The 24,177-nt window shown below is 53.9% G+C and carries 19 protein-coding genes; 15 read left to right on the top strand and 4 right to left on the bottom strand.

The features are described from left to right. The first annotated feature begins 29 nt into the window (after window positions 1-29). From thiB to thiQ, 3 genes are read left to right on the top strand one after another with little or no spacing between them, the layout of a single operon-like run. Complete coding sequence (gene thiB / locus A1WG_RS08910; RefSeq protein WP_001517735.1) at window positions 30-1,013, top strand: thiamine ABC transporter substrate binding subunit; 984 nt, start codon at window positions 30-32, stop codon at window positions 1,011-1,013. Further along, the gene (thiP, locus tag A1WG_RS08915; RefSeq protein WP_001517734.1) at window positions 989-2,599 is read left to right on the top strand and encodes a thiamine/thiamine pyrophosphate ABC transporter permease ThiP; all 1,611 of its coding nucleotides are present in this window, start codon (window positions 989-991) and stop codon (window positions 2,597-2,599) included. The genes thiB and thiP overlap by 25 nt, the downstream gene beginning before the upstream one ends. After that, a complete protein-coding gene (thiQ, locus tag A1WG_RS08920) occupies window positions 2,583-3,281 on the top strand; it encodes a thiamine ABC transporter ATP-binding protein ThiQ (RefSeq protein WP_000945249.1) in 699 nt (232 codons plus the stop codon). The genes thiP and thiQ overlap by 17 nt, the downstream gene beginning before the upstream one ends. 112 nt (window positions 3,282-3,393) lie before the next feature. Here the strand turns inward: thiQ and A1WG_RS08925 are convergent, their stop codons facing one another. After that, window positions 3,394-4,158 carry a DedA family protein gene (locus A1WG_RS08925; RefSeq protein WP_001148417.1) on the bottom strand — a complete coding sequence of 255 codons (765 nt, stop codon included), beginning with the start codon at window positions 4,156-4,158 and terminating at the stop codon, window positions 3,394-3,396. 85 nt (window positions 4,159-4,243) lie between these two features. Next, the gene (araC, locus tag A1WG_RS08930; protein WP_001517733.1) at window positions 4,244-5,122 is read right to left on the bottom strand and encodes an arabinose operon transcriptional regulator AraC; all 879 of its coding nucleotides are present in this window, start codon (window positions 5,120-5,122) and stop codon (window positions 4,244-4,246) included. A gap of 338 nt (window positions 5,123-5,460) precedes the next feature. Here araC and araB point away from each other — a divergent pair, with 338 nt between their 5' ends. From araB to rluA, 6 genes are all read left to right on the top strand, one after another. Continuing rightward, window positions 5,461-7,161, top strand: coding sequence for a ribulokinase (gene araB / locus A1WG_RS08935; RefSeq protein WP_000951828.1), 1,701 nt, complete (start codon window positions 5,461-5,463; stop codon window positions 7,159-7,161). A 10-nt stretch (window positions 7,162-7,171) separates the two neighbouring features. Further along, the gene (gene araA / locus A1WG_RS08940) at window positions 7,172-8,674 is read left to right on the top strand and encodes an L-arabinose isomerase (RefSeq protein WP_001517732.1); all 1,503 of its coding nucleotides are present in this window, start codon (window positions 7,172-7,174) and stop codon (window positions 8,672-8,674) included. Between the two features lie 125 nt (window positions 8,675-8,799). Next, on the top strand, window positions 8,800-9,495 hold the full coding sequence (gene araD, locus A1WG_RS08945; protein WP_000888659.1) for an L-ribulose-5-phosphate 4-epimerase: 696 nt from the start codon (window positions 8,800-8,802) through the stop codon (window positions 9,493-9,495). Between the two features lie 74 nt (window positions 9,496-9,569). Then, the gene (gene polB / locus A1WG_RS08950; protein ID WP_001517731.1) at window positions 9,570-11,921 is read left to right on the top strand and encodes a DNA polymerase II; all 2,352 of its coding nucleotides are present in this window, start codon (window positions 9,570-9,572) and stop codon (window positions 11,919-11,921) included. A gap of 163 nt (window positions 11,922-12,084) precedes the next feature. Next, a complete protein-coding gene (gene rapA, locus A1WG_RS08955; protein ID WP_001517730.1) occupies window positions 12,085-14,991 on the top strand; it encodes an RNA polymerase-associated protein RapA in 2,907 nt (968 codons plus the stop codon). An 11-nt stretch (window positions 14,992-15,002) separates the two neighbouring features. Further along, window positions 15,003-15,662, top strand: a complete 660-nt coding sequence (gene rluA / locus A1WG_RS08960) for a bifunctional tRNA pseudouridine(32) synthase/23S rRNA pseudouridine(746) synthase RluA (protein WP_000525208.1) — start codon at window positions 15,003-15,005, stop codon at window positions 15,660-15,662. A 117-nt stretch (window positions 15,663-15,779) separates the two neighbouring features. Here rluA and djlA read toward each other — a convergent pair whose 3' ends face one another. After that, window positions 15,780-16,595 (bottom strand): co-chaperone DjlA, encoded by an 816-nt coding sequence (djlA, locus tag A1WG_RS08965; protein WP_001200563.1) that lies wholly within the window; start codon window positions 16,593-16,595, stop codon window positions 15,780-15,782. Window positions 16,596-16,849: 254 nt separating this feature from the next. Here djlA and lptD point away from each other — a divergent pair, with 254 nt between their 5' ends. The 6 genes from lptD to apaH are packed head-to-tail and all read left to right on the top strand — an operon-like array spanning window position 16,850 to window position 23,579. Beyond that, a complete protein-coding gene (lptD, locus tag A1WG_RS08970; RefSeq protein WP_001517729.1) occupies window positions 16,850-19,204 on the top strand; it encodes an LPS assembly protein LptD in 2,355 nt (784 codons plus the stop codon). A 52-nt stretch (window positions 19,205-19,256) separates the two neighbouring features. Then, window positions 19,257-20,543 (top strand): peptidylprolyl isomerase SurA, encoded by a 1,287-nt coding sequence (surA, locus tag A1WG_RS08975; protein WP_000800488.1) that lies wholly within the window; start codon window positions 19,257-19,259, stop codon window positions 20,541-20,543. After that, entirely contained in the window at window positions 20,543-21,532 is a 990-nt protein-coding gene (gene pdxA / locus A1WG_RS08980) for a 4-hydroxythreonine-4-phosphate dehydrogenase PdxA (RefSeq protein WP_000241241.1), read from the top strand. Before surA ends, pdxA begins: the two co-directional genes overlap by 1 nt. Continuing rightward, the gene (gene rsmA, locus A1WG_RS08985; protein WP_001042778.1) at window positions 21,529-22,350 is read left to right on the top strand and encodes a 16S rRNA (adenine(1518)-N(6)/adenine(1519)-N(6))-dimethyltransferase RsmA; all 822 of its coding nucleotides are present in this window, start codon (window positions 21,529-21,531) and stop codon (window positions 22,348-22,350) included. Before pdxA ends, rsmA begins: the two co-directional genes overlap by 4 nt. Before the next feature lie 2 nt (window positions 22,351-22,352). Next, the gene (gene apaG, locus A1WG_RS08990) at window positions 22,353-22,730 is read left to right on the top strand and encodes a Co2+/Mg2+ efflux protein ApaG (RefSeq protein WP_000610905.1); all 378 of its coding nucleotides are present in this window, start codon (window positions 22,353-22,355) and stop codon (window positions 22,728-22,730) included. Window positions 22,731-22,736: 6 nt separating this feature from the next. Next, on the top strand, window positions 22,737-23,579 hold the full coding sequence (apaH, locus tag A1WG_RS08995) for a bis(5'-nucleosyl)-tetraphosphatase (symmetrical) ApaH (RefSeq protein WP_000257165.1): 843 nt from the start codon (window positions 22,737-22,739) through the stop codon (window positions 23,577-23,579). A 77-nt stretch (window positions 23,580-23,656) separates the two neighbouring features. On the opposite strand, the gene folA is transcribed toward apaH, so the two are convergent. Continuing rightward, window positions 23,657-24,136, bottom strand: coding sequence for a type 3 dihydrofolate reductase (gene folA, locus A1WG_RS09000; protein WP_000624377.1), 480 nt, complete (start codon window positions 24,134-24,136; stop codon window positions 23,657-23,659). Between the last annotated feature and the right edge of the window lie 41 nt (window positions 24,137-24,177).

Raw genomic sequence — 24,177 nt, 5'->3', positions numbered from 1 at the left:
TCCTTTGCCACTCTTCTTTGAGGTGCAAAGTGTTAAAAAAATGTCTTCCTTTGCTGTTGCTGTGCACAGCGCCCGTTTTTGCGAAACCTGTTCTGACCGTCTATACCTACGACTCCTTCGCTGCCGACTGGGGGCCAGGTCCGGTAGTCAAAAAAGCCTTTGAAGCCGACTGTCATTGCGAACTGAAACTGGTGGCGCTGGAAGATGGCGTCTCGCTGCTCAACCGTCTGCGGATGGAAGGTAAAAACAGCAAAGCCGATGTGGTGCTGGGTCTGGATAACAATCTGTTAGATGCCGCCAGCAAAACCGGGCTGTTTACCAAAAGCGGCGTGTCAGCGGATGCGATCAATGTACCCGGCGGCTGGAATAATGACACTTTCGTACCATTTGATTACGGCTACTTCGCCTTCGTCTATGACAAGAACAAACTGAAAAATCCGCCGCAAAGCCTGAAAGAACTGGTTGAGAGCGATCAAAACTGGCGGGTGATTTATGAAGATCCACGCACCAGTACGCCAGGTCTGGGTCTGCTGCTGTGGATGCAAAAAGTCTATGGCGATGACGCCCCGCAAGCCTGGCAGAAACTGGCGAAGAAAACCGTCACCGTCACCAAAGGCTGGAGCGAAGCCTATGGCCTGTTTTTAAAAGGCGAAAGCGATCTGGTATTGAGCTACACCACTTCTCCGGCTTATCACATTCTCGAAGAGAAGAAAGATAACTACGCCGCCGCCAACTTTAGCGAAGGTCACTATCTGCAAGTGGAAGTCGCCGCCCGCACCGCTGCCAGCAAGCAGCCGGAGCTGGCACAAAAATTCCTCCAGTTTATGGTTTCTCCGGCTTTCCAGAATGCGATCCCAACCGGCAACTGGATGTATCCGGTAGCAAACGTCGCACTACCTGCCGGTTTTGAACAACTGACCAAACCGGCCACCACGCTGGAATTCACGCCAGCCGAAGTGGCGGCACAACGTCAGGCATGGATTAGCGAATGGCAACGCGCCGTCAGCCGTTAATTCCTGGCTGGTTAATTCCAGGTGTAAGCGCCGCCACGCTGGTGGTGGTGGTTGCACTGGCGGCGTTTCTCGCGCTGTGGTGGAACGCGCCGCAGGGGGACTGGGCAACAATATGGCAGGACAGCTACCTGTGGCATGTGGTGCGCTTCTCCTTCTGGCAGGCGTTTCTCTCTGCGCTGCTCTCTGTCGTGCCCGCAATATTCCTCGCCCGCGCCCTCTACCGCAGGCGCTTTCCGGGGCGGCAGGCGCTGTTGCGTCTGTGCGCCATGACCTTAATCCTGCCTGTGCTGGTCGCTGTTTTCGGCATTCTTAGCGTTTATGGTCGCCGGGGCTGGCTGGCATCGCTCTGGCAATCGCTTGGGCTGGAGTGGACTTTTTCGCCCTACGGCCTGCAAGGCATTTTGCTGGCGCACGTATTTTTTAATCTGCCGATGGCGAGCCGCTTATTACTCCAGGCACTGGAAAACATCCCCGGTGAACAACGTCAACTTGCCGCCCAGCTTGGGATGCGCGGCTGGCATTTTTTCCGCTTCGTCGAATGGCCGTGGTTACGGCGACAAATCCCGCCGGTTGCTGCGCTTATCTTTATGCTCTGTTTCGCCAGCTTCGCCACCGTGCTGGCGCTGGGCGGCGGGCCACAGGCGACGACTATCGAACTGGCAATCTATCAGGCGCTGAGTTACGACTACGATCCCGCCCGCGCAGCAATGCTGGCGCTGATCCAGATGGTGTGCTGTCTGGGACTGGTGTTGTTGAGCCAACGATTAAGTAAGGCCATCGCCCCCGGCACTACGCTGCTGCACGGTTGGCGCGACCCGGACGATCGTCTGCACAGCCGCATTTGCGATACGGTGCTGATCGTGCTGGCGCTGCTGCTGTTGTTGCCACCGTTACTGGCGGTGATCGTTGATGGCGTGAATTACCAGTTACCAGAAGTGCTGGCGCAACCGGTACTGTGGCAGGCACTGTGGACCTCATTGCGCATCGCGCTGGCGGCAGGCGTATTGTGCGTAGTGCTGACCATGATGCTGCTGTGGAGCAGTCGCGAACTGCGGGCGCGGCAGAAAATGCTGGCTGGTCAGACACTGGAGATGAGCGGAATGCTGATCCTCGCCATGCCCGGCATTGTGCTGGCAACGGGCTTCTTTTTATTGCTCAACAACACTACTGGCCTGCCACAATCTGCTGACGGCATTGTGATTTTCACCAATGCGCTAATGGCGATCCCTTACGCGCTGAAAGTGCTGGAAAACCCGATGCGCGATATCACCGCCCGCTACAGCATGTTGTGTCAGTCGTTGGGCATTGAAGGCTGGTCGCGTTTAAAAGTGGTCGAGCTGCGCGCCCTGAAACGTCCGCTGGCGCAGGCACTGGCTTTTGCCTGCGTGCTGTCGATTGGTGATTTTGGTGTGGTGGCATTGTTCGGTAACGATGATTTCCGCACCCTGCCGTTTTATCTCTACCAGCAAATTGGCTCTTACCGCAGCCAGGACGGCGCGGTCACCGCATTAATTCTGCTGCTGCTCTGTTTTCTGCTGTTTACCATGATTGAAAAACTACCGGGGCGAAATGTTAAGACTGACTGATATCACCTGGCTTTATCACCATTTGCCAATGCGTTTTAGCTTAACGGTGGAACGCGGCGAGCAAGTGGCGATCCTCGGGCCAAGCGGCGCAGGTAAAAGTACCCTGCTGAATTTGATCGCCGGTTTTCTGACGCCAGCCAGCGGTTCGCTGACTATCGACGGTATTGATCACACGACGACACCGCCGTCACGCCGTCCGGTATCAATGCTGTTTCAGGAGAACAACCTGTTCAGCCACCTGACGGTAGCGCAGAACATCGGGCTGGGATTGAATCCGGGATTGAAGTTGAACGCAATACAGCAGGAGAAAATGCACGCAATCGCCCGTCAGATGGGGATTGATAATTTAATGGCGCGGTTACCGGGTGAGCTTTCCGGCGGCCAGCGGCAGCGCGTGGCGTTAGCGCGCTGTCTGGTACGTGAACAGCCCATTTTATTGCTTGATGAACCGTTCTCCGCACTCGATCCGGCGCTGCGTCAGGAGATGTTGACGCTGGTGAGCACGAGCTGCCAGCAGCAAAAAATGACGCTATTGATGGTGTCACATAGCGTAGAAGATGCCGCGCGGATCGCCACGCGCTCGGTGGTGGTTGCCGACGGGCGCATCGCCTGGCAGGGGAAGACAAATGAGTTATTGAGCGGTAAGGCGAGTGCTTCGGCGCTGTTGGGAATTAAAGGCTAATATGCACTGTCGGATGCGGCGTGAACGCCTTATCCGACCTACGGGGGGCGTATTGTGGGCCTGATAAGACGCGGCAAGCGTCGCATCAGGCGCCCCGTACAAGACTATGCCCCTAAACCCCAACCACTTTACGCAAAATATCAATATACACCGGCATCAACGGATGGCGAATCAACACCACCAGCGCCACTACCCCAACGCCAGAAATTAGCGGCGTCAGCCACAGCAGATGACCACGCGACAAATAATGGCTTAAGCGATCGGTTACTTTGCCACTGCGCCATAACCGCCAGCACAACCAGCCGCCAACCCACAAAAACACCGCCGTTACCAGCAATAACCACTTAAATTCACCGCTCTGCATCCCGGCAGGAATATCAATCGCCGCCCCCGCCAGAATCCCCGGCAGGAAGTAAAACGGTGGCCACAGCAGGCAGCCGATAATATTTGGCGTAATAAATTTTGCTACGGGCAGATCCAACATCCCTGCCACCATTGGCACCAGCGGACGCGTCGGGCCGACAAAACGACCGACCAGAATGGTAAACATGCTGTGTTGATGCAACGCATGTTCGGTTTTATCGAGCAACGCTTTGTTTTTCTTCAGAAACGACCAACGATGGAGCGGCTTTTTAAAACGCCAGCCCAGCCAGAAAGAGATCCAGTCCCCCATCAGGCAGCCAACAATCCCCGCCAGCCAGGCGTGCCAGAAACTTAACTCGCCGCTGCCAATCAGCGCTCCCAGCCCCGCCATCAGTACCGTACCGGGCAAAATCAAACCGACCAGCGCCAGCGACTCCAGAAAAGCCACCAATACCACCGCCATCAGCGAATAAACGGTGGATTGGGTAATAAAGTGTTCCAGCAATGCTTGCATAATGTGCCTGTCAAATGGACGAAGCAGGGATTCTGCAAACCCAATGCTACTCCGTCAAGCCGTCAATTCTCTGATTCGTTACCAGTTATGACAACCTGACAGCTACATCATTCACTTTTTCTTCACAACCAGCACGGAACTCGCTTGGGCTGGCCCCAGTACATTTTTTAAATACCCGCGAGAAATAGAGTTGATCATCAAAGCCAACATTGCGCCCGACCGTCGCGATAGGCATCCGGGTTGTACTCAATAGCAGCTTCGCCTGGCTAATGCGTTGATCCTCACGCCAGCTTAAGACGCTAATCCCTAACTGCTGACGGAACAAATGCGACAAACGCGACGGCGACAGGCAGACATGCTGTGCAACGCTGGCGATATCAAAATTGCTGTCTGCCAGGTGGTCGCTGATGTACTGACAAGCCTCGCGTACCCGATTATCCATTGGCGGATGCATCGACTCATTGATCGCTTCCATCCGCCGCAGTAACAATTGCTCAAGAAGATTTATCGCCAGCAGTTCCGAATAGCGCCCTTCTCCTTGTCCGGCGTTAATAATTTGCCCAAACAACTCGCTGAAATGCGGCTGGTGCGCTTCGTCCGGGCGAAAGAAACCGGTATTGGCAAATATCGACGGCCAGTTAAGCCATTCGTGCCAGTAGGCGCGAGGACGAAAGTAAACCCACTGGTGATACCATTCACGAGCCTCCGGATGACGACCGTAGTGATGAATTTCTCCCGGCGGGAACAACAAAATATCCCCCGGTCGGCAAACAAATTCTCGTCCCTGATTTTTCACCACACCCTGTCCACGAATGGTGAGATTGAGAATATAGCCTTTCATTCCCAGCGGTCGGTCGATAAAAAAATCGAGATAACCGTTGGCCTCAATCGGTGTTAAACCCGCCACCAGATGGGCGTTAAACGAGTAACCCGGCAGCAAGGGATCATTTTGCGCTTCAGCCATACTTTTCATACTCCCGCCGTTCAGAGAAGAAACCAATTGTCCATATTGCATCAGACATTACCGTCACTGCGTCTTTTACTGGCTCTTCTCGCTAATCCAACCGGCAACCCCGCTTGTGAAAAGCATTTTGTAACAAAGGGGGCCGAAAGCCATGACAAAAACGCGTAACAAAAGTGTCTATAATGACGGCAGAAAAGTCCACATTGATTATTTGCACGGCGTCACACTTTGCTATGCCATAGCATTTTTATCCATAAGATTAGCGAATACTGCCTGACTGTTTTTATCGCAACTCTCTACTGTTTCTCCATACCCGTTTTTTTGGATGGAGTGAAACGATGGCGATTGCAATTGGCCTCGATTTTGGCAGTGATTCTGTGCGAGCTTTGGCGGTGGACTGCGCCACCGGTGAAGAGATCGCCACCAGCGTAGAGTGGTATCCCCGTTGGCAGGAAGGGCAATTTTGTGATGCCCCAAATAACCAGTTCCGTCATCATCCACGTGACTACATTGAGTCAATGGAAGCGGCGCTAAAAACTGTGCTTGCAGAGCTTAACGCCGAACAACGCGCGGATGTGGTCGGCATTGGTGTGGATAGCACGGGCTCCACGCCTGCACCAATCGACGCCGACGGCAACGTGCTGGCGCTACGCCCGGAGTTTGCTGAAAACCCGAACGCGATGTTCGTCTTGTGGAAAGACCACACAGCGGTTGAAGAAGCGGAAGAGATCACCCGCTTGTGTCACGCACCCGGCAAAGTTGACTATTCTCGTTATATTGGCGGTATTTATTCCAGCGAATGGTTCTGGGCGAAAATACTCCACGTTACCCGCCAGGACAGCGCCGTGGCGCAATCAGCCGCGTCGTGGATTGAGCTATGTGACTGGGTGCCAGCCCTGCTCTCTGGCACCACTCGCCCGCAAGATATCCGTCGCGGGCGTTGCAGCGCCGGACACAAATCACTGTGGCATGAAAGCTGGGGCGGTCTTCCACCAGCCAGTTTCTTTGATGAGTTGGACCCGCTCCTCAATCGACATTTGCCCTCCCCGCTGTTTACTGACACCTGGACTGCCGATATTCCAGTTGGCACTTTATGCCCGGAATGGGCGCAGCGTCTCGGTCTGCCTGAAAGCGTAGTGATTTCTGGTGGCGCGTTTGACTGCCATATGGGCGCGGTCGGCGCGGGCGCACAGCCTAACGCACTGGTAAAAGTGATCGGTACTTCTACCTGCGACATTCTCATTGCCGACAAACACAGCGTTGGCGAGCGCGCAGTGAAAGGTATTTGCGGTCAGGTTGATGGCAGTGTAGTGCCTGGGTTTATCGGCCTGGAGGCCGGTCAGTCAGCATTTGGTGATATCTACGCCTGGTTTGGTCGCGTACTCGGCTGGCCGCTGGAACAACTTGCCGCCCGGCATCCGGAACTGAAAGAACAAATCAACGCCAGCCAGAAACAACTGTTACCTGCGCTGACCGAGGCGTGGGCCAAAAATCCGTCTCTGGATCACCTGCCGGTGGTACTCGACTGGTTTAACGGTCGCCGCACGCCAAACGCTAACCAACGCCTGAAAGGGGTGATTACCGATCTGAACCTCGCTACCGATGCTCCTCTGCTGTTTGGCGGTTTGATTGCCGCTACCGCCTTTGGCGCGCGCGCAATTATGGAGTGCTTCACCGGGCAGGGGATCGCCGTCAATAACGTGATGGCGCTGGGCGGCATCGCCCGCAAAAACCAGGTCATTATGCAGGCCTGCTGCGACGTGCTGAATCGCCCGCTACAAATTGTCGCTTCTGACCAGTGCTGCGCGCTCGGCGCAGCGATTTTCGCCGCCGTTGCTGCAAAAGTGCACTCAGATATCCCATCAGCACAACAAAAAATGGCCAGCGCGGTCGAGAAAACGCTGCAACCGCGCAGCGAACAGGCACAACACTTTGAACAGCTTTATCGCCGCTATCAGCAGTGGGCGATGAGCGCCGAACAACACTATCTTCCAACTTCTGCCCCGGCACAGGCTGCCCAGGCCGTTCCGACTCTATAAGGACACGATAATGACGATTTTTGATAATTATGAAGTGTGGTTTGTCATTGGCAGCCAGCATCTGTATGGCCCGGAAACCCTGCGTCAGGTCACCCAACATGCCGAGCACGTCGTTAAGGCGCTGAATACGGAAGCGAAACTGCCCTGTAAACTGGTGCTGAAACCACTGGGCACCACGCCGGATGAAATCACCGCGATTTGCCGTGACGCCAATTATGACGATCGTTGCGCGGGTCTGGTGGTGTGGCTGCACACTTTCTCCCCGGCCAAAATGTGGATCAACGGATTGACCATCCTCAACAAACCACTGCTGCAATTCCACACCCAGTTTAACGCTGCATTACCGTGGGACAGCATCGATATGGACTTTATGAACCTGAACCAGACCGCACACGGCGGCCGCGAGTTCGGCTTCATCGGCGCTCGTATGCGCCAGCAACATGCCGTGGTCACCGGTCACTGGCAGGATAAACAAGCTCATGAACGTATCGGCTCCTGGATGCGCCAGGCTGTGTCTAAACAGGATACCCGTCATCTGAAAGTCTGCCGCTTTGGCGACAATATGCGTGAAGTGGCGGTCACTGACGGCGATAAAGTTGCCGCGCAGATCAAGTTCGGTTTCTCCGTTAATACCTGGGCAGTTGGCGACCTGGTGCAGGTGGTTAACTCAATCAGCGATGGCGATGTCAACGCGCTGGTTGATGAGTACGAAAGCAGCTACACCATGACGCCTGCCACACAGATCCACGGTGAAAAACGGCAGAACGTGCTGGAAGCGGCACGGATTGAGCTGGGAATGAAGCGTTTCCTGGAACAAGGTGGCTTCCACGCGTTCACTACCACCTTTGAAGATCTGCACGGTCTGAAACAACTCCCTGGTCTCGCCGTACAACGTCTGATGCAACAGGGCTATGGCTTTGCGGGCGAAGGCGACTGGAAAACTGCCGCCCTGCTTCGCATCATGAAGGTGATGTCAACCGGTCTGCAGGGCGGCACCTCCTTTATGGAGGACTATACCTATCATTTCGAGAAAGGTAATGACCTGGTGCTCGGCTCCCACATGCTGGAAGTCTGTCCGTCGATCGCGGCGGAAGAGAAACCGATCCTCGACGTTCAGCACCTTGGTATTGGCGGTAAAGATGATCCTGCCCGCCTAATCTTCAACACTCAAACTGGCCCGGCCATCGTCGCCAGCCTGATTGATCTCGGTGATCGTTATCGTCTGCTGGTTAATTGCATCGATACGGTGAAAACGCCGCACTCCCTGCCGAAACTGCCGGTGGCGAATGCACTGTGGAAAGCGCAACCGGATCTGCCAACCGCTTCCGAAGCGTGGATCCTCGCTGGTGGCGCACACCATACCGTCTTCAGTCATGCGCTGAACCTGAACGATATGCGCCAGTTTGCCGAGATGCACGACATTGAAATCACGGTGATTGATAACGACACCCGCCTGCCTGCGTTTAAAGACGCGCTGCGCTGGAACGAAGTGTATTACGGATTTCGTCGCTAATTAGCGGCATCAAGTAAGCAACGCCTGATGCAACGCTGGCGCGTCTTATCAGGCCTGCGATTGCGAGCCGAAGGCTGATTTTGTAGGCCGGATAAGCAAAGCGCATCCGGCACGAAGGAGTCAACATGTTAGAAGATCTCAAACGTCAGGTATTAGAAGCCAACCTGGCGCTCCCAAAACACAACCTGGTCACACTGACCTGGGGCAACGTCAGCGCCGTTGATCGCGAGCGCGGCGTCTTTGTGATCAAACCTTCCGGCGTCGATTACAGCATCATGACCGCCGACGATATGGTCGTGGTCAGCATCGAAACCGGTGAAGTGGTTGAAGGAACGAAAAAGCCCTCCTCCGACACGCCAACTCACCGGCTGCTCTATCAGGCATTCCCGTCCATCGGCGGCATTGTGCACACCCACTCCCGCCATGCCACGATCTGGGCACAGGCAGGCCAGTCAATCCCGGCAACTGGCACTACCCACGCCGACTATTTCTACGGCACCATTCCCTGCACCCGCAAAATGACCGATGCGGAAATCAACGGCGAATATGAGTGGGAAACCGGTAATGTCATCGTCGAAACCTTCGAAAAACAGGGTATCGATGCGGCGCAAATGCCTGGCGTGCTGGTGCATTCTCACGGCCCGTTTGCGTGGGGTAAAAACGCCGAAGATGCGGTACACAACGCCATCGTGCTGGAAGAAGTCGCTTATATGGGGATTTTCTGCCGCCAGTTAGCGCCACGGTTACCGGATATGCAGCAAACGCTGCTGGACAAGCACTACCTGCGTAAACATGGCGCGAAGGCGTATTACGGGCAGTGATGACTGTATAAAACCACAGCCAATCGACCGAAACCAGGCTATACTCAAGCCTGGTTTTTTGATGGATTTTCAGCGTGGCGCAGGCAGGTTTTATCTTAACCCGACACTGGCGGGATACCCCGCAAGGAACCGAAGTTTCCTTTTGGTTAGCGACGGACAACGGGCCGTTGCACGTTACGCTTGCGCCGCAAGAATCCGTGGCGTTTATTCCCACCGATCAGGTTCCCCGCGCCCAGCTCATTTTGCAAAGTGAGCAAGGATTTCGTCTGACGCCGCTGGCGTTAAAGGATTTTCACCGCCAGCCAGTGCATGGCCTTTACTGTCGCGCCCATCGCCAGTTGATGAATTACGAAAAGCGCCTGCGTGAAGCTGGCGTCACCGTTTACGAGGCCGATGTGCGTCCGCCAGAACGTTATCTGATGGAGCGTTTTATCACCGCTCCGGTGTGGGTCGACGGTGATTTCCGTGATGGCGCTATCGTCAACGCCCGTCTGAAACCTAATCCCGACTATCGTCCGCCGCTCAAGTGGGTTTCTATTGATATTGAAACCACCCGCCACGGTGAGCTGTACTGTATCGGCCTGGAAGGTTGCGGGCAGCGCATCGTTTATATGCTGGGGCCAGAGAATGGCGACGCCTCCGCGCTCAATTTCGATCTGGAGTATGTTGCCAGCCGTCCGCAACTACTGGAAAAACTCAACGCCTGGTTTGCAACTCACGATCCGGATGTGATCATCGGCTGGAACGTAGTGCAGTTCGATCTACGGATGCTGCAAAAACATGCCGAGCGTTATCGCATTCCCCTGCGTCTGGGGCGCGATAACAGTGAGCTGGAGTGGCGCGAGCACGGCTTTAAAAACGGTGTCTTTTTCGCCCAGGCCAAAGGTCGGCTGATTATCGATGGTATTGAAGCGCTGAAATCTGCGTTCTGGAATTTCTCTTCGTTTTCGCTGGAAACCGTTGCCCAGGAATTGTTAGGCGAAGGCAAATCTATCGATAACCCGTGGGATCGCATGGACGAAATTGACCGCCGTTTCACCGAAGATAAGCCTGCACTGGCGACTTATAACCTGAAAGATTGCGAACTGGTCACACAGATCTTCCATAAAACCGAGATCATGCCATTTTTACTCGAACGAGCGACGGTGAACGGCCTGCCGGTTGACAGGCACGGCGGTTCGGTGGCTGCGTTTGGTCATCTCTATTTTCCGCGTATGCATCGCGCCGGATATGTCGCCCCCAATCTCGGTGAAGTGCCGCCTCACGCCAGCCCTGGCGGCTATGTGATGGATTCACGACCCGGACTTTATGATTCGGTGTTGGTGCTGGACTACAAAAGCCTGTACCCGTCGATCATCCGCACCTTTCTGATTGATCCCGTCGGGTTGGTGGAAGGCATGGCGCAGCCTGATCCAGAGCACAGCACAGAAGGTTTTCTCGATGCGTGGTTTTCGCGGGAGAAACATTGCCTGCCGGAGATTGTGACTAACATCTGGCACGGGCGTGATGAAGCCAAACGCCAGGGCAATAAGCCGCTGTCGCAGGCGCTGAAGATCATTATGAATGCCTTTTATGGCGTGCTCGGCACCACCGCCTGTCGATTCTTCGATCCGCGCCTGGCGTCGTCGATCACCATGCGCGGCCATCAGATCATGCGACAAACCAAAGCGTTAATTGAAGCACAGGGTTATGACGTGATCTACGGTGACACCGACTCAACATTTGTCTGGCTGAAAGGCGCACATTGCGAAGAAGAGGCGGCGAAAATCGGTCGCGCACTGGTACAGCACGTTAACGCCTGGTGGGCGGAAACGCTGCAAAAACAACGGCTGACCAGCGCACTGGAACTGGAGTATGAAACTCATTTCTGCCGTTTTCTGATGCCTACCATTCGCGGAGCTGATACCGGCAGTAAAAAGCGTTATGCCGGGCTGATTCAGGAAGGCGACAAGCAACGGATGGTGTTTAAAGGACTGGAAACCGTGCGTACCGACTGGACACCGCTGGCTCAGCAGTTTCAGCAGGAGCTGTATTTGCGTGTCTTTCGCAATGAACCGTATCAGGAATACGTGCGCGAAACTATCGACAAACTGATGGCGGGCGAACTGGATGCCCGACTGGTTTACCGTAAACGGCTCCGCCGCCCGCTAAGCGAATATCAACGAAATGTGCCGCCTCACGTACGCGCTGCTCGCCTTGCCGATGAAGAAAACCAAAAGCGCGGCCGCCCCTTGCAATACCAGAACCGCGGCACCATTAAGTACGTATGGACCACCAACGGCCCGGAGCCGCTGGACTATCAACGTTCGCCGCTGGATTACGAACACTATCTGACCCGCCAGCTTCAACCTGTGGCGGAAGGAATACTCCCCTTTATTGAGGATAATTTTGCTACACTTATGACCGGGCAACTTGGGCTATTTTGAGCAAAAAAAGAGTTCGTCAGATGCCATTTTGATGCGTGACGAAAGCGCCGCCATCCAGTACCATAGCGCCCTTTCCATTCCTGGACCTGAATAACACCACTACCGCATTAGCCTGGTAGCGGGTAGTTATTGCCTGCAATTAAAGATATAGAGCCAAACACATATGCCTTTTACACTTGGTCAACGCTGGATCAGCGATACAGAAAGCGAATTAGGACTTGGAACCGTTGTCGCGGTGGATGCGCGAACTGTCACTTTACTTTTCCCATCTACTGGTGAAAACCGTCTGTATGCACGCAGTGATTCTCCCGTGACCCGCGTGATGTTCAACCCTGGTGATACCATTACCAGCCATGACGGCTGGCAGATGCAAGTCGAAGAAGTAAAAGAAGAAAATGGCTTGCTGACCTATATCGGTACTCGCCTGGATACCGAAGAGTCCGGCGTGGCTCTGCGTGAAGTTTTCCTTGATAGCAAGCTGGTGTTCAGCAAACCGCAGGATCGTCTGTTTGCCGGGCAGATTGACCGTATGGACCGCTTTGCGTTGCGTTATCGCGCGCGTAAGTATTCCAGCGAACAGTTCCGTATGCCGTACAGCGGCCTGCGCGGTCAGCGTACCAGCCTGATCCCGCATCAGCTCAACATCGCGCATGATGTCGGCCGCCGCCATGCGCCGCGTGTCCTGCTGGCTGACGAAGTCGGTTTAGGGAAAACCATTGAAGCCGGGATGATCCTGCATCAGCAACTACTGTCTGGCGCTGCCGAGCGTGTGCTGATTATCGTGCCGGAAACCTTGCAACATCAGTGGCTGGTAGAAATGCTGCGCCGCTTCAACCTGCGTTTTGCGCTGTTTGATGACGAGCGTTACGCCGAAGCCCAGCACGACGCCTACAACCCGTTCGATACCGAACAACTGGTGATTTGCTCGCTAGATTTTGCCCGCCGCAGCAAACAGCGTCTGGAACATCTGTGCGAAGCCGAATGGGATCTTCTGGTTGTCGATGAAGCGCACCACCTGGTGTGGAGCGAAGATGCGCCGAGCCGTGAATATCAGGCCATTGAACAACTGGCAGAGCATGTGCCTGGCGTTCTGCTGCTGACCGCAACCCCGGAACAACTGGGGATGGAAAGCCACTTTGCCCGCCTGCGTCTGCTGGACCCGAACCGTTTCCACGATTTCGCGCAATTCGTTGAAGAGCAAAAAAATTATCGTCCGGTGGCCGATGCCGTTGCCATGCTGCTGGCTGGTAACAAACTGAGCAACGACGAGCTGAACATGTTAGGTGAAATGATTGGCGAGCAGGACATCGAACCGCTATTGCAGGCCGCAAACAGCGACAGTGAAGATGCCCAGAGCGCCCGTCAGGAGCTGGTTTCCATGCTGATGGATCGCCACGGCACCAGCCGCGTGCTGTTCCGTAACACGCGTAATGGCGTAAAAGGCTTCCCGAAACGCGAACTGCACACCATTAAGCTGCCGCTGCCGACGCAGTATCAGACGGCAATTAAAGTGTCCGGCATTATGGGCGCACGTAAGAGTGCGGAAGATCGCGCTCGCGATATGCTCTACCCGGAACGTATTTATCAGGAATTTGAAGGCGATAACGCCACCTGGTGGAACTTCGATCCGCGCGTTGAGTGGTTGATGGGCTACCTGACCAGCCACCGCTCGCAGAAAGTGCTGGTGATCTGCGCCAAAGCTGCCACCGCGCTGCAACTGGAGCAGGTACTGCGCGAGCGTGAAGGTATCCGCGCAGCCGTGTTCCACGAAGGCATGTCGATTATCGAACGTGACCGCGCTGCCGCCTGGTTTGCAGAAGAAGACACCGGCGCGCAGGTACTGCTGTGCTCAGAAATCGGTTCTGAAGGGCGTAACTTCCAGTTCGCCAGCCACATGGTGATGTTCGATCTGCCGTTCAACCCGGATCTGCTGGAACAGCGTATTGGTCGTCTGGATCGTATCGGTCAGGCGCACGATATTCAGATCCACGTACCTTATCTGGAGAAAACAGCCCAGTCGGTACTGGTGCGCTGGTATCACGAAGGTCTGGATGCATTCGAGCACACCTGCCCGACCGGACGCGCTATCTACGATAGTGTGTACAACGATCTGATTAACTACCTGGCTTCACCGGATCAAACCGAAGGCTTTGATGAGTTGATCAAAAATTGCCGCGAGCAACATGAAGCCCTGAAAGCGCAACTGGAGCAGGGCCGTGACCGTCTGCTGGAGATCCATTCCAACGGCGGCGAAAAAGCCCAGGCGCTGGCTGAAAGCATTGAAGAACAGGATGACGATACCAACCTGATCGCCTTCGCCATGAACCTGTTCGATATTATTGGTATCAACCAGGACGATCGTGGCGACAACCTGATCGTACTGACGCCTTCCGATCATATGCTGGTGCCGGACTTCCCGGGTTTGTCGGAAGACGGTATTACCATCACCTTCGACCGTGAAGTAGCGCTGGCGCGTGAAGATGCACAGTTTATTACCTGGGAGCATCCGCTGATCCGCAACGGTCTGGATCTGATCCTTTCTGGCGATACCGGCAGTAGCACGATTTCGCTGCTAAAAAACAAAGCGCTGCCTGTAGGCACGCTGTTGCTGGAGCTGATTTACGTGGTTGAAGCACAGGCACCGAAGCAGTTGCAACTCAACCGCTTCCTGCCGCCGATACCAGTGCGTATGCTGCTGGATAAAAACGGCAACAACCTGGCGGCGCAGGTAGAGTTTGAAACCTTCAACCGTCAGCTTAACGCAGTGAATCGCCACACCGGTAGCAAGCTGGTTAACGCTGTGCAGCAAGAGGTTCACGCCATTCTGCAACTGGGCGAAGCGCAGATTGAGAAGTCTGCCCGTGCATTGATTGATGCGGCACGTAACGAAGCCGACGAAAAACTGTCTGCGGAACTGTCGCGTCTGGAAGCACTGCGCGCGGTTAACCCGAACATTCGTGACGACGAACTGGCTGCCATTGAGAGCAACCGTCAGCAGGTTATGGAAAGTCTGGATCAGGCAGGCTGGCGTCTGGATGCCCTGCGTTTGATCGTTGTAACGCATCAGTAACGGAGCCGAAGATGGGGATGGAAAACTACAATCCGCCGCAGGAACCCTGGCTGGTTGTCCTGTATCAGGATGATCACATTATGGTGGTCAACAAGCCGAGTGGGTTGTTGTCTGTGCCGGGGCGTCTGGAGGAGCACAAAGACAGCGTGATGACGCGCATTCAGCGTGATTATCCGCAGGCGGAATCGGTACATCGCCTGGATATGGCCACCAGCGGCGTGATTGTAGTGGCGCTAACTAAAGCCGCAGAGCGAGAATTAAAACGTCAGTTCCGCGAGCGCGAGCCGAAAAAGCAGTATGTGGCTCGCGTCTGGGGGCATCCATCCCCCGCCGAAGGTCTGGTCGATCTGCCACTGATTTGCGACTGGCCAAACCGCCCGAAACAGAAAGTCTGTTACGAAACGGGTAAGCCTGCGCAGACGGAATATGAAGTGGTGGAGTATGCGGCGGATAACACCGCAAGAGTGGTGTTAAAGCCGATTACCGGACGTTCTCATCAGCTACGTGTGCATATGCTGGCGCTGGGTCATCCGATTCTTGGCGATCGTTTTTATGCTTCACCAGAAGCGAGAGCGATGGCACCGCGGTTATTGTTACATGCAGAGATGTTGACGATTACCCATCCGGCATATGGCAATAGTATGACGTTTAAAGCGCCAGCGGATTTTTAATCGTCACGCTGGCGAAGTTCGGTAGGCCGGAGAAGGCGTTCACGCCGCATCCGGCAATTTTGCGCCGATTGCCTGATGCGACGCGGGCAGCGTCTTATCAGGCCTACAATTTGAAACTTATTTAAATCCTTTCTGCTGCTTAATCAGCTCATACGCTTGCTGAATTTCCTGTGCTTTCTGTTTCGCCATCTCCATCATCTCCGGCGGTAGACCTTTCGCCACCAGCTTATCCGGATGATGTTCGCTCATTAGCTTACGGTAGGCACGTTTAATGGTGGTCGCCTCATCCGTCGGCTTCACACCCAGCACATTACAGGCATCTTCCAGCGTCGGGCCTCGTTGCGCCTGCTGCCAGTTGCCACCGCCAGACTGTTGCTGATAACCGCCACCAAACTGCGCACCGCCCTGCATCATACGCAAGAACTGGTCAAACTGGGCGCGGGAGATCCCTAACTCTTCGGCAATCACATACAGCACTGCGCGTTCATTTGGATGCAGCGAACCATCGGCAAACGCCGCCTGAATCTGGATCTCCAGAAACATACGAATTAAGTCAAAACGACCAAAACAGACACTGCGAAACTGTCGCATCTTTTCGCGCAGTGGGTAATTGTCTGATTTTCCGACCCGGAACGCATTTTGCGCCGCTGTACGGGAAGCGCCGTGTAAATTCATCCGATCCATGAGCAATGTGGCGACATGAATATCAGCCTCAGTAACACGTCCTTTGGATTTGGTTAAATGCCCCATCACTTCAAACGTGGTGGCAAAAAACAGCGCCTGACGCTCACGCTGGTTGGCGAACCACGCCATTTTGCGGCCACGGGCTTTATCAAACATATGGCCGATTAACAGACCTAATATAACGCCCCAAAAGCCGCCGCCCATCAGTAAGGCCACGGCCACGCCAATGATTTTTCCCCAATACTGCATATATTCCCCAAATCGACAGACGGATATCAGGGCTATCTCCCACAATATAAAGGTGCTTTTACCGTTTTCCGGCTGCGGTCAATTGTGGGACATCGCCTATAATTTGCATTATCATACCTGTCATTCAATGCCGTGCCTAACACCACTGACGCTATTCGGACAGGATTAACACTAGCGTAGAGATGACGAGTACGTTAGTCTCTGACCGTTTGTCACGCGCAACGTTACCGATGATGGAACAATAAAATCAACGTATGAAAAAACGTATCCCCACTCTCCTGGCCACCATGATTGCCACCGCCCTTTATAGTCAACAGGGACTGGCAGCCGACCTCGCCTCACAGTGTATGTTGGGCGTGCCAAGCTATGACCGTCCTCTGGTACAGGGCGATACTAACGACTTACCCGTGACGATTAATGCTGACCATGCAAAGGGGAATTACCCCGATGACGCCGTGTTTACTGGCAGCGTGGATATCATGCAGGGTAACAGCCGTCTGCAGGCCGACGAAGTGCAGCTCCATCAAAAAGAGGCACCAGGACAACCGGAACCTGTACGTACCGTTGATGCGCTCGGTAACGTCCATTACGACGATAACCAGGTGATCCTCAAGGGGCCGAAAGGTTGGACGAATCTGAACACCAAAGATACCAACGTCTGGGAAGGTGATTACCAGATGGTGGGTCGCCAGGGGCGCGGTAAAGCGGACCTGATGAAACAGCGTGGCGAAAACCGCTACACCATTCTGGATAACGGTAGCTTTACCTCCTGTCTGCCTGGTTCTGATACATGGAGCGTGGTAGGTAGCGAAATTATTCATGACCGCGAAGAACAAGTCGCAGAGATCTGGAACGCCCGCTTTAAAGTGGGTCCGGTTCCGATCTTTTATAGCCCGTATCTGCAGTTACCGGTGGGTGACAAACGCCGCTCAGGTTTCTTGATCCCGAACGCCAAGTACACATCTACCAACTATTTTGAGTTCTACCTGCCATATTACTGGAACATCGCGCCAAATATGGATGCCACCATCACGCCGCATTATATGCATCGTCGTGGCAACATTATGTGGGAAAACGAATTCCGTTATCTCACCCAGGCGGGTGCTGGCTTGATGGAGCTGGACTATCTACCTTCGGATAAAGTCTATGAAGATGAACATCCAGAAGATAGCAATTCACGTCGTTGGTTGTTCTACTGGCAACACTCCGGGGTCATGGATCAGGTGTGGCGCTTTAACATCGACTACACCAAAGTTAGCGACCCTACCTATTTCAATGATTTCGATAACAAGTACGGTTCCAGTACTGATGGTTACGCAACGCAAAAATTCAGCGTTGGCTATGCGGTGCAAAACTTCAATGCCACCGTTTCAACCAAGCAGTTCCAGGTCTTCAGCGAGCAAAACACCAGTAGCTACTCGGCAGAGCCGCAGTTAGACGTTAACTACTACCAGAATGATGTTGGTCCGTTTGATACGCGTATTTACGGCCAGGCAGTGCACTTTGTTAACACCAGAGACGACATGCCTGAAGCAACCCGTGTTCACCTGGAACCGACCATCAATTTGCCGCTCTCTAATAACTGGGGCAGCATCAATACCGAAGCGAAGTTGCTGGCAACCCATTATCAGCAAACCAATCTTGACTGGTATAACTCCAGAAACACGACCAAGCTGGACGAATCCGTTAACCGTGTGATGCCGCAATTCAAAGTTGACGGCAAAATGGTCTTTGAACGCGATATGGAAATGCTGGCACCGGGTTACACCCAAACGCTGGAACCGCGCGCGCAATACCTGTACGTGCCGTATCGCGATCAGAGCGATATCTACAACTACGATTCTGCTTTGTTGCAATCCGACTACTCGGGCCTGTTCCGGGACCGGACTTACGGCGGTCTTGACCGTATTTCTTCCGCTAACCAGGTGACGACCGGTGTCACATCTCGCATATATGATGACGCAGCCGTTGAACGTTTTAATATTTCCGTTGGTCAAATCTACTATTTCACGGAGTCTCGCACCGGCGATGACAACATAAAATGGGAGAATGACGACAAAACTGGCTCACTGGTATGGGCAGGCGATACTTACTGGCGCATCTCCGAGCGTTGGGGGCTGCGTGGCGGGATTCAGTACGATACTCGTCTGGATAACGTAGCAACCAGTAGCTCCAGCATTGAATACCGTCGGGATGAAGACCGTCTGGTGCAGTTCAACTACCGTTACGCCAGCCCGGAATATATTCAGGCTACATTGCCTAAATACTATTCCACTGCCGAACAGTATAAGAACGGTATTTCGCAGGTAGGTGCCGTCGCCAGTTGGCCGATTGCCGATCGTTGGTCAATCGTTGGAGCCTACTACTACGATACCAATGCGAACAAGCAGGCCGACTCAATGTTAGGTGTGCAATACAGCTCCTGCTGCTATGCGATTCGCGTCGGTTACGAGCGGAAGCTGAACGGTTGGGATAACGATAAACAACATGCGGTATATGACAACGCAATCGGCTTTAACATCGAACTGCGCGGCCTGAGTTCCAACTACGGTCTGGGTACGCAAGAGATGCTACGTTCGAACATTCTGCCGTATCAAAACTCTTTGTGATTTGTTGATTTACCACGTAATCCGCAGTGCGGTTAATTGAAATGGAAAAAGTATGAAGAACTGGAAAACGCTGCTTCTCGGTATCGCGATGATCGCGAATACCAGTTTCGCTGCCCCCCAGGTAGTCGATAAAGTCGCAGCCGTCGTCAATAACGGCGTCGTGCTGGAAAGCGACGTTGATGGATTAATGCAGTCGGTAAAAATGAATGCCGCCCAGGCAAGGCAGCAACTTCCTGATGACGCGACACTGCGCCACCAAATCATGGAGCGTTTGATCATGGATCAAATCCTCCTGCAGATGGGGCAGAAAATGGGAGTAAAAATCTCCGATGAGCAGCTCGATCAGGCGATTGCTAACATTGCCAAACAGAACAACATGACGCTGGATCAGATGCGCAGCCGTCTGGCCTACGATGGACTGAACTACAACACCTATCGTAACCAGATCCGCAAAGAGATGATTATCTCTGAAGTGCGTAACAACGAAGTACGTCGTCGCATCACTATCCTGCCGCAGGAAGTTGAAGCTCTGGCGCAGCAGGTCGGTAATCAGAATGATGCCAGCACTGAACTGAACTTGAGCCACATCCTGATCCCGCTGCCGGAAAATCCGTCTTCTGAGCAGGTGAACGAAGCGGAAACGCAGGCGCGCGCCATTGTCGATCAGGCTCGTAACGGCGCTGATTTCGGTAAGCTGGCGATCGCTCACTCTGCCGATCAGCAGGCGCTGAACGGTGGCCAGATGGGCTGGGGCCGCATTCAGGAACTGCCAGGGATTTTCGCCCAGGCATTAAGTACCGCGAAGAAAGGCGATATTGTTGGTCCGATTCGTTCCGGCGTCGGCTTCCACATTCTGAAAGTTAACGACCTGCGCGGCGAAAGCAAAAATATCTCGGTGACCGAAGTACACGCTCGCCATATTCTGCTGAAACCATCTCCGATCATGACTGACGAACAGGCCCGCGTGAAACTGGAACAGATTGCTGCCGATATCAAGAGTGGCAAAACCACGTTTGCCGCTGCGGCGAAAGAGTTCTCCCAGGATCCCGGCTCTGCTAACCAGGGCGGCGATCTCGGCTGGGCTACGCCAGATATTTTTGATCCGGCCTTCCGTGACGCGCTGACCCGTCTGAACAAAGGTCAAATGAGCGCACCGGTTCACTCTTCATTCGGCTGGCATTTAATCGAACTGCTGGATACCCGTAATGTTGATAAAACCGATGCGGCGCAGAAAGATCGTGCTTACCGGATGCTGATGAACCGTAAGTTCTCGGAAGAAGCAGCAAGCTGGATGCAGGAACAACGCGCCAGCGCCTATGTGAAAATTTTGAGCAACTAATGGTTAAAACCCAACGTGTTGTGATCACTCCCGGCGAGCCAGCCGGGATTGGCCCGGACTTAGTTGTCCAGCTTGCACAACGTGAGTGGCCGGTCGAACTGGTTGTTTGTGCCGATGCCACTCTCCTTACCGACCGGGCAGCGATGCTCGGTTTGCCGCTTACCCTCCGCCCTTATTCCCCCAACTCCCCTGCGCAACCGCAAACTGCGGGCACATTAACGCTGCTTCCTGTCGCGCTACGAGCATCTGTAACTGTGGGTCAATTAGCGGTTGAAAATGGGCATTATGTGGTGGAGACGCTGGCGCGAGCGTGCGATGGCTGCCTGAACGGTGAATTTGCCGCGCTGATCACCGGGCCGGTGCATAAAGGCGTCATTAACGACGCCGGTATTCCGTTTACCGGTCATACCGAGTTTTTCGAAGAACGCTCGCAGGCGAAAAAAGTGGTGATGATGCTGGCGACCGAAGAACTTCGCGTCGCGCTGGCAACCACGCATTTACCGCTGCGCGATATTGCTGACGCCATCACCCCACAACTTCTGCACGAAGTGATTGCTATTTTACATCACGATTTGCGTACGAAATTTGGCATTGCCGAACCGCGGATTCTGGTCTGTGGCCTGAATCCGCACGCGGGCGAAGGCGGTCATATGGGCACGGAAGAGATAGACACCATCATTCCAGTGCTCGACGAGTTACGGGCGCAGGGGATGAAACTCAACGGGCCGCTGCCTGCCGATACCCTGTTTCAGCCTAAATATCTCGACAACGCCGACGCGGTGCTGGCGATGTACCACGATCAGGGTCTTCCCGTGCTAAAATACCAGGGCTTCGGGCGCGGTGTGAACATTACGCTGGGCCTGCCCTTTATTCGCACATCTGTTGACCACGGCACCGCGCTGGAACTGGCGGGACGTGGCAAAGCTGATGTCGGCAGTTTTATTACGGCGCTTAATCTCGCCATCAAAATGATTGTTAATACCCAATGAATAAACGAGTCCACCAGGGCCACTTAGCCCGTAAACGCTTCGGGCAAAACTTTCTCAACGATCAGTTCGTGATCGACAGCATTGTTTCTGCCATTAACCCGCAGAAGGGTCAGGCGATGGTCGAAATCGGCCCCGGTCTGGCAGCGTTGACCGAGCCTGTCGGTGAGCGTCTGGATCAACTGACGGTCATCGAACTTGACCGCGATCTGGCGGCACGTCTGCAAACGCATCCGTTCTTAGGCCCGAAACTGACGATTTATCAGCAGGATGCAATGACCTTTAACTTCGGTGAACTGGCCGAGAAAATGGGTCAGCCGCTACGTGTTTTCGGTAACCTGCCATATAACATCTCCACACCGTTGATGTTCCATCTGTTTAGCTATACTGATGCCATTGCCGACATGCACTTTATGTTGCAAAAAGAGGTGGTGAATCGTCTGGTTGCAGGACCGAACAGCAAAGCGTATGGTCGATTAAGCGTCATGGCGCAATATTATTGCAACGTGATCCCGGTGCTGGAAGTACCGCCATCAGCCTTTACACCACCACCAAAAGTGGATTCCGCCGTCGTGCGCCTGGTTCCTCATGCAACGATGCCTTACCCGGTTAAAGATGTTCGCGTGTTAAGCCGTATCACCACCGAAGCCTTTAACCAGCGTCGTAAAACCATTCGTAACAGTCTCGGCAATCTGTTTAGCGTCGAGGTGTTAACAGGAATGGGCATCGACCCGGCGATGCGAGCGGAAAACATCTCTGTCGCGCAATATTGCCAGATGGCGAACTATCTGGCGGAGAACGCGCCTTTGCAGGAGAGTTAACGATGATCAATTCGCCCCGAGTGTGTATTCAGGTTCAAAGTGTTTACATTGAAGCGCAGTCTTCACCTGATAATGAGCGTTACGTTTTTTCTTATACTGTAACCATACGCAACCTGGGGCGAGCGCCAGTGCAGTTGTTGGGACGTTACTGGCTGATCACTAACGGCAATGGCCGTGAAACCGAAGTCCAGGGCGAAGGTGTGGTGGGCGTCCAGCCACATATCGCCCCTGGCGAAGAGTACCAGTACACCAGCGGTGCGATTATCGAAACACCGATGGGCACCATGCAGGGTCACTACGAAATGATCGATGAAAACGGCGTTCCGTTCAGCATCGATATTCCCGTATTCCGACTCTCCGTTCCAATACTCATTCATTAAAATAATATGGCGACATACCTTATTGGCGATGTTCATGGCTGTTACGATGAACTGATCGCATTGCTACACAAAATAGAATTTACCCCTGGGAAAGATACCCTCTGGCTGACGGGCGACCTGGTCGCGCGCGGCCCTGGTTCGCTGGATGTCCTGCGCTACGTGAAATCATTAGGTGACAGCGTGCGTCTGGTACTGGGCAATCACGATTTACACCTTCTGGCGGTATTCGCCGGAATCAGCCGCAACAAGCCGAAAGATCGCCTGACTCCTTTACTGGAAGCACCTGACGCCGACGAGTTACTTAACTGGCTACGCCGTCAGCCTTTACTGCAAATCGACGAAGAGAAAAAACTGGTGATGGCCCATGCGGGGATCACGCCGCAATGGGACTTAGAGACCGCCAAAGAGTGTGCTCACGACGTAGAAGCGGTGTTGTCGAGTGACTCCTATCCTTTCTTCCTTGACGCCATGTACGGCGACATGCCGAACAACTGGACGCCAGAGTTACGTGGTCTGGCGCGACTGCGTTTTATCACCAACGCATTTACCCGGATGCGTTTTTGCTTCCCGAACGGTCAACTGGATATGTACAGCAAAGAGTCGCCGGAAGACGCACCTGCACCGTTGAAACCGTGGTTTACCATTCCTGGGCCAGTTAGCGAAGAGTACAACATTGTGTTTGGTCACTGGGCATCGCTGGAAGGAAAAGGCACACCGGAAGGCATTTACGCGCTGGATACCGGTTGCTGCTGGGGCGGTTCATTAACCTGCCTGCGCTGGGAAGATAAGCAGTATTTTGTCCAGCCGTCGAACCGGCACAAGGATATGGGGGAAGCGGCGGCGTCTTAAACACAGCCTGATACAGGAAGGCCGGATAAGACGCGACCGGCGTCGCATCCGGCACTAGCCGTCAATTCTATACAAACTTACCGCCGTTCCAGAATCTCAAAGCAATAGCTGTGAGAGTTCTGCGCATCGGCGTCGTGGAACTCGCTGAACACCGATTCCCAGTCATCCGGCTCGTAATCCGGGAAATGGGTGTCGCCTTCTACTTCCGCATCGATATGCGTCAGATACAGTTTTTGCGCTTTCGGCAGAAACTGCTCGTATACGCGACCGCCGCCAATCACCATAATCTCCGGTACGTCACCACAGGCAGCGATGGCTTCATCAACCGATTTCACCCACATTACGCGATCATCCGTACCCGGCTGGCTGCTAATGACAATATTCTTGCGTCCAGGTAACGGGCGACCAATGGATTCCCAGGTATGGCGACCCATAATCACAGGTTTATTTAAGGTGTTACGTTTAAACCAGGCGAGATCGGCAGGCAGATTCCACGGCATGGCGTTTTCCATGCCGATAACGCGATCTACCGCTAGCGCCGCAATCAAACTGATCATTGAGATTTCCCGATAAAAAAAATTGTCGTCACTATACGTAA

This window comes from Escherichia sp. KTE96, assembly GCF_000408525.1.
Taxonomy (GTDB): domain Bacteria; phylum Pseudomonadota; class Gammaproteobacteria; order Enterobacterales; family Enterobacteriaceae; genus Escherichia; species Escherichia marmotae.
This window is presented reverse-complemented; position numbering and strand designations above follow the sequence as displayed.